This window comes from Streptomyces prasinopilosus, from assembly GCF_001419695.1.
In the GTDB taxonomy this organism is placed as follows: Bacteria; Actinomycetota; Actinomycetes; order Streptomycetales; family Streptomycetaceae; genus Streptomyces; species Streptomyces prasinopilosus.
The window spans coordinates 1-4353 of record NZ_LIRG01000463.1 but is presented as its reverse complement, the minus strand read 5'-3'; the positions used below and the strand labels follow the sequence as shown (position 1 = coordinate 4353).

Genomic DNA, 4353 nt, shown 5'->3' with positions numbered 1-4353 from the left:
GGAGAGGCCGTGCACGGCGACGGGACCGGGCGGGTCCCGAGGCCGTGCACGGCCTCTCCCGCGGGTCCGCCCGCGCCGGCCGTCCGCCCGCGGGCCGCCTACGGGTGCAGCACCACCTTCGTGTAGCCCTCGATCCGCTTGTCGAACTTGTCGTAGGCCGACGGCGCCTGGTCCAGGGGGAGCTCGTGGGAGACGACGAAACTGGGCTTCGCCCTGCCCTCGATGATCATGTCCCGCAGGAACCGGTTGTAGCGCTTGACGTTGCACTGGCCCGTGCCCATCCGCAGGCCCTTCTCGAAGAGCTTGCCGATCGCGACGAGGAGCATGCCCTGCTTGGCCTGCTCGTCCGGTCCTCCGGGGTCGGAGGGGACGTAGAGGCCGGGGATGCCGAGAGCCCCGGTGGCCCGGACCGTACCGACGAGCGAGTTCAGGACGGTGGCCGGTTCCTCGTGGTCCGCGCCGTGTGCCGAGGCCTGGTAGCCGACGGCGTCGACGCCCTTGTCCGTGCCCTCGCCGTCGGTCTGCTCCTTGATCTGCTCGACCGGGTCGCCCTCGGCGAAGTTGACCGGGATCGCGCCGATCTCCTCGGCCTTCTGCAGCCGCTCGGGGACCCGGTCCACGACGAACACCTTCCTCGCCCCGCGCAGCAGGGCGGAGTAGGCGGCCATGAGGCCGACGGGCCCCGCGCCGTACACCGCGACGCTCTCGCCGGGGCTGACCCGGGCGAGTTCACAGCCGTGGTAGCCGGTGGGGAAGATGTCGGCGAGCAGGATGAAGTCGGTCTCGTGCTCCTGTCCCGACGGAAGTTTCAAGCAGTTGAAATCCGCGTAGGGAACGCGCAGGTATTCGGCCTGACCGCCCTGCCAGGGTCCCATGGAGACGTAACCGTAAGCGCCTCCGGGGAAACCGGGATTGACGGTCAGACAGAATGCGGTGAACCCGTCGACGCAGTTCTTGCAGAATCCGCAGGATACGTTGAAGGGCATGACCACGCGGTCGCCGGCCTGGAGGGAGGTGACGCCCTCGCCGACTTCCTCGATGATCCCCATGTTCTCGTGGCCGAAGACGATGCCGGGCTCGGCACCGGTGCGGCCTTCGTACATGTGCAGGTCGGAGCCGCATATCGCGGTGGAGGTGACTCGTACGATCACATCGTTCGGGTGCTGGAGGTCAGGCTTGCCGACCTCTTCCACGGCGACGCTGAACGGCTCCTTGTACACGACGGCCCTCATGGCTGCAACCTTTCGCTCGGCGATATACGCTGCTGGTTGCCACGCCCCCCGAATTCTCCGCGTGACGCATCTCTCATGATTCTCCGACCTTTACGGATGGGCAAGCCAGTAGTCTCCGGAAAATGCGCGCACGGCGCGGTCCCGTGAATCATGGAACAGGAAGAAGGAGAGGCGGAAATGGCAGCTCAGAGGCTGGGCACCCTGCTCGTCCCCGTGCCGGGGCTGTCCGGCACCACCTACCCGCCGGGAACGACCGTGACGGTCCGTGGTCGCGGCGCCACGGTCGACGCCTTCGTCGACGGCGACTGGCTCCCCCTGTCGTGGTGGGAGTTCTCCGACGGCCTCCGCGAGGACGTCGCCGACCGCTGAGGGCCGCGCCGGCCGCCGGCCGTCAGGTGACCTTGACCCAGTCCAGGGTGCGCTCCACGGCCCGCTTCCAGTCCCGGTAGCCGCTCTGGCGCTGCTCCTCGCTCCACACCGGGCTCCAGCGCTTCGACTCCTGCCAGTGCGAGCGCAGTTCGTCGGTGTCGCGCCAGAAGCCGGTGGCGAGGCCGGCGGCGTAGGCGGCGCCCAGCGCGGTGGTCTCGGCGACCACCGGACGGCTGACCGGCACCCCCAGCACGTCGGCCTGGATCTGCATGCACAGGTCGTTCGCGGTCACGCCGCCGTCGACCTTGAGGACGTCCAGGTGGACCCCCGAGTCCCGTTCCATGGCGTCGACCACGTCGCGGCTCTGGTAGCAGATGGCTTCCAGGGTGGCCCGCGCGATGTGCGCACCGGTGTTGTAGCGGGCCAGGCCGACGATGGCGCCGCGGGCGTCGGAGCGCCAGTAGGGGGCGAACAGGCCGGAGAAGGCCGGTACGAAGTACATCCCGCCGTTGTCGTCCACCGAGCGCGCCAGGTCCTCGCTCTCCGGGGCACTCTTGATGATCTTCAGCTGGTCGCGCAGCCACTGCACGGCCGCGCCGGTGACGGCGATGGATCCCTCCAGCGCGTAGACCGCGGGGCTGCCGTCGAACTGGTACGCCACCGTCGTCAGCAGCCCGTGCTGCGAACGCACCAGCTCCGTACCGGTGTTGAGGACCAGGAAGTTGCCGGTGCCGTAGGTGTTCTTGGCCTCGCCGGGGGAGAAGCAGACCTGGCCGACGGTCGCCGCCTGCTGGTCGCCGAGCACCCCGGTGATCGGCACGGGGGCGCCCAGCGGCCGGGAGGTCCGGGCCTGGCCGTACGCCTCGGGGTGGGACGAGGGGTTGATGGACGGCAGCATCGCGCGCGGGATGCCGAAGATGCCCAGCAGCTCGTCGTCCCAGTCCAGGGTCTCCAGGTTCATCAGCATGGTGCGGCTGGCGTTGGTCACGTCGGTGGCGTGCACGCCGCCGTTGGGTCCGCCGGTGAGGTTCCACAGCACCCAGGCGTCCGTGTTGCCGAACAGGGCGTGGCCCGCCTCGGCGGCCTCGCGCAGGCCGTCCACGTTCTCCAGCAGCCACTTGATCTTGCCGCCCGAGAAGTAGGTGGCCGGCGGCAGGCCGGCCTTGTGCCGGATGACCTCGCCGTGGCCGTCGCGTTCGAGGGCGGCGGCGATGCTGTCGGTGCGCGTGTCCTGCCAGACGATGGCGTTGTAGTACGGCCGGCCGTTGCGCGGGTCCCAGACCACGGTCGTCTCGCGCTGGTTGGTGATGCCGATGGCCTTCAGGTCGGTGGCCGAGAGGTTCCCGGTACGGAGGGCGTTCTGGATCACCGTGTTGGTGCGCTCCCAGATCTCCACCGGGTCGTGCTCGACCCACCCCGACCGGGGCAGGATCTGGCGGTGCTCGAGCTGGTGCTTCGCCACCTCGTTCCCGGCGTGGTCGAAGATCATGAAACGTGAACTGGTGGTGCCCTGGTCCACCGCGCCGACGAATTCGGGCATCGTGGCCACCTCTTCTCGTGGTCGTGCGGGATGGTGCGCTCCGGGCCGGGGAGCGCGCTGCCGCCCCGGCCGTGATGCGGCCTGCTTCCCCCGACTACCCCGGCCTGCCTCCCCGTCCCGCCCGTCCCGGCCCGAACCGGGTCCGGTCCGGTCCCGCCCGGTCCGGTCCGGGGCGGGAGGGACGAGGGACCCTAGGGCTCCTCGGTGGCCGGTCCCTCTTCGGCGGCCCCGAGCCTGGCCTTGATCACCGGTTTGATGATCAGGTCGTACACGCCGGTCCCGACGAGTCCGCCGATGAGCGGGCCGACGATGGGGATCCACCAGTACCCGCTGTACCACTGGAAGGTTCCGGGCAGGGCGATGGAGCCCCAGCCCTCGAAGAAGGTGAACAGCCGGGGCCCGAAGTCCCGGGCGGGGTTGATCGCATATCCGGCGTTGGTGCCGAACGTCAGGCCGATCGCGACGACCACCAGGCCGATGAGGAACGGTCCCATGTTGGACATCGGGGCCGTGTTGCGGGTGTCGATGAGCGCGCAGATCAACAGCAGCAGAATCCCGGTGCCCACGATCTGGTCGAGCAGGGGGCCCCACCAGGAATTCCCGAAGTACTCTGCGGGGAACGTGGCGAAAATCGAATAGGTCGCCAGTGATTCGTCCCGCGGAATTCCCGCCTCGGTGTTGGCGGCGTCGATCGCCCACCGGTAGCACGCGTAGACGAGCGCGGCGGCGACGAACGCCCCCACGACCTGTGCCAGCCAGTAGGGCAGGACCTTCCGCCAGGGGAAGTCCCGCCGGGCGGCGAAGCTCAGCGTCACCGCGGGGTTGAGGTGGGCGCCGCTGATGCCGCCGGCCACGTACACGCCGAACACCACGGCGAGGCCCCAGCCCCACGAGATGATGAGCCAGTTGGCGGGACCGAAGTCCGCCGTCTGCCGGCCCGAACCGGGCAGGCCGACGACAGCGACGGCCACCGATCCGATGCCCAACAGGAGCAGGACGAACGTCCCCAGGAATTCCGCGAGCATCTCACCGGCGAGGCCTTCTCGATAACCACGCCGATGGGCTGTGCGTTCGGCCATCGGTTCTCCTCGGCTGGAATGACGCGGATGTGCCCTCCCCATTAACGGAAACTTATGCCGACCGAGGAGATTCCGCCTGCGCGGCACCGGATTTCCCTCGCATGGAGTAGTGCCCTGTTCTCCGTCCCCGGCC

At 69.1% G+C, this 4353-nt stretch carries 4 protein-coding genes; 1 reads left to right on the top strand and 3 read right to left on the bottom strand.

Features of this window, described 5'->3' with window-relative positions:
- Positions 1-98: 98 nt before the first annotated feature.
- Entirely contained in the window at positions 99-1232 is a 1134-nt protein-coding gene (locus AOK18_RS19505; protein WP_055695196.1) for a glutathione-independent formaldehyde dehydrogenase, read from the bottom strand.
- Between the two features lie 177 nt (positions 1233-1409).
- Here AOK18_RS19505 and AOK18_RS19500 point away from each other — a divergent pair, with 177 nt between their 5' ends.
- On the top strand, positions 1410-1601 hold the full coding sequence (locus AOK18_RS19500) for a hypothetical protein (protein ID WP_055570929.1): 192 nt from the start codon (positions 1410-1412) through the stop codon (positions 1599-1601).
- 22 nt (positions 1602-1623) lie between these two features.
- Here AOK18_RS19500 and glpK read toward each other — a convergent pair whose 3' ends face one another.
- The gene (glpK, locus tag AOK18_RS19495) at positions 1624-3141 is read right to left on the bottom strand and encodes a glycerol kinase GlpK (protein ID WP_055695197.1); all 1518 of its coding nucleotides are present in this window, start codon (positions 3139-3141) and stop codon (positions 1624-1626) included.
- Positions 3142-3332: 191 nt separating this feature from the next.
- Positions 3333-4220: an MIP/aquaporin family protein gene (locus AOK18_RS19490; RefSeq protein WP_055570930.1), complete on the bottom strand. Its 888-nt coding sequence runs from the start codon at positions 4218-4220 to the stop codon at positions 3333-3335.
- Between the last annotated feature and the right edge of the window lie 133 nt (positions 4221-4353).

Coding starts and splice junctions, on each gene's coding strand:
- AOK18_RS19505 (WP_055695196.1), bottom strand. CDS start 1,232: ATGAGGGCCGTCGTGTACAAGGAGCCGTTCAGCGTCGCCGTGGAAGAG.
- AOK18_RS19500 (WP_055570929.1), top strand. CDS start 1,410: ATGGCAGCTCAGAGGCTGGGCACCCTGCTCGTCCCCGTGCCGGGGCTG.
- glpK (WP_055695197.1), bottom strand. CDS start 3,141: ATGCCCGAATTCGTCGGCGCGGTGGACCAGGGCACCACCAGTTCACGT.
- AOK18_RS19490 (WP_055570930.1), bottom strand. CDS start 4,220: ATGGCCGAACGCACAGCCCATCGGCGTGGTTATCGAGAAGGCCTCGCC.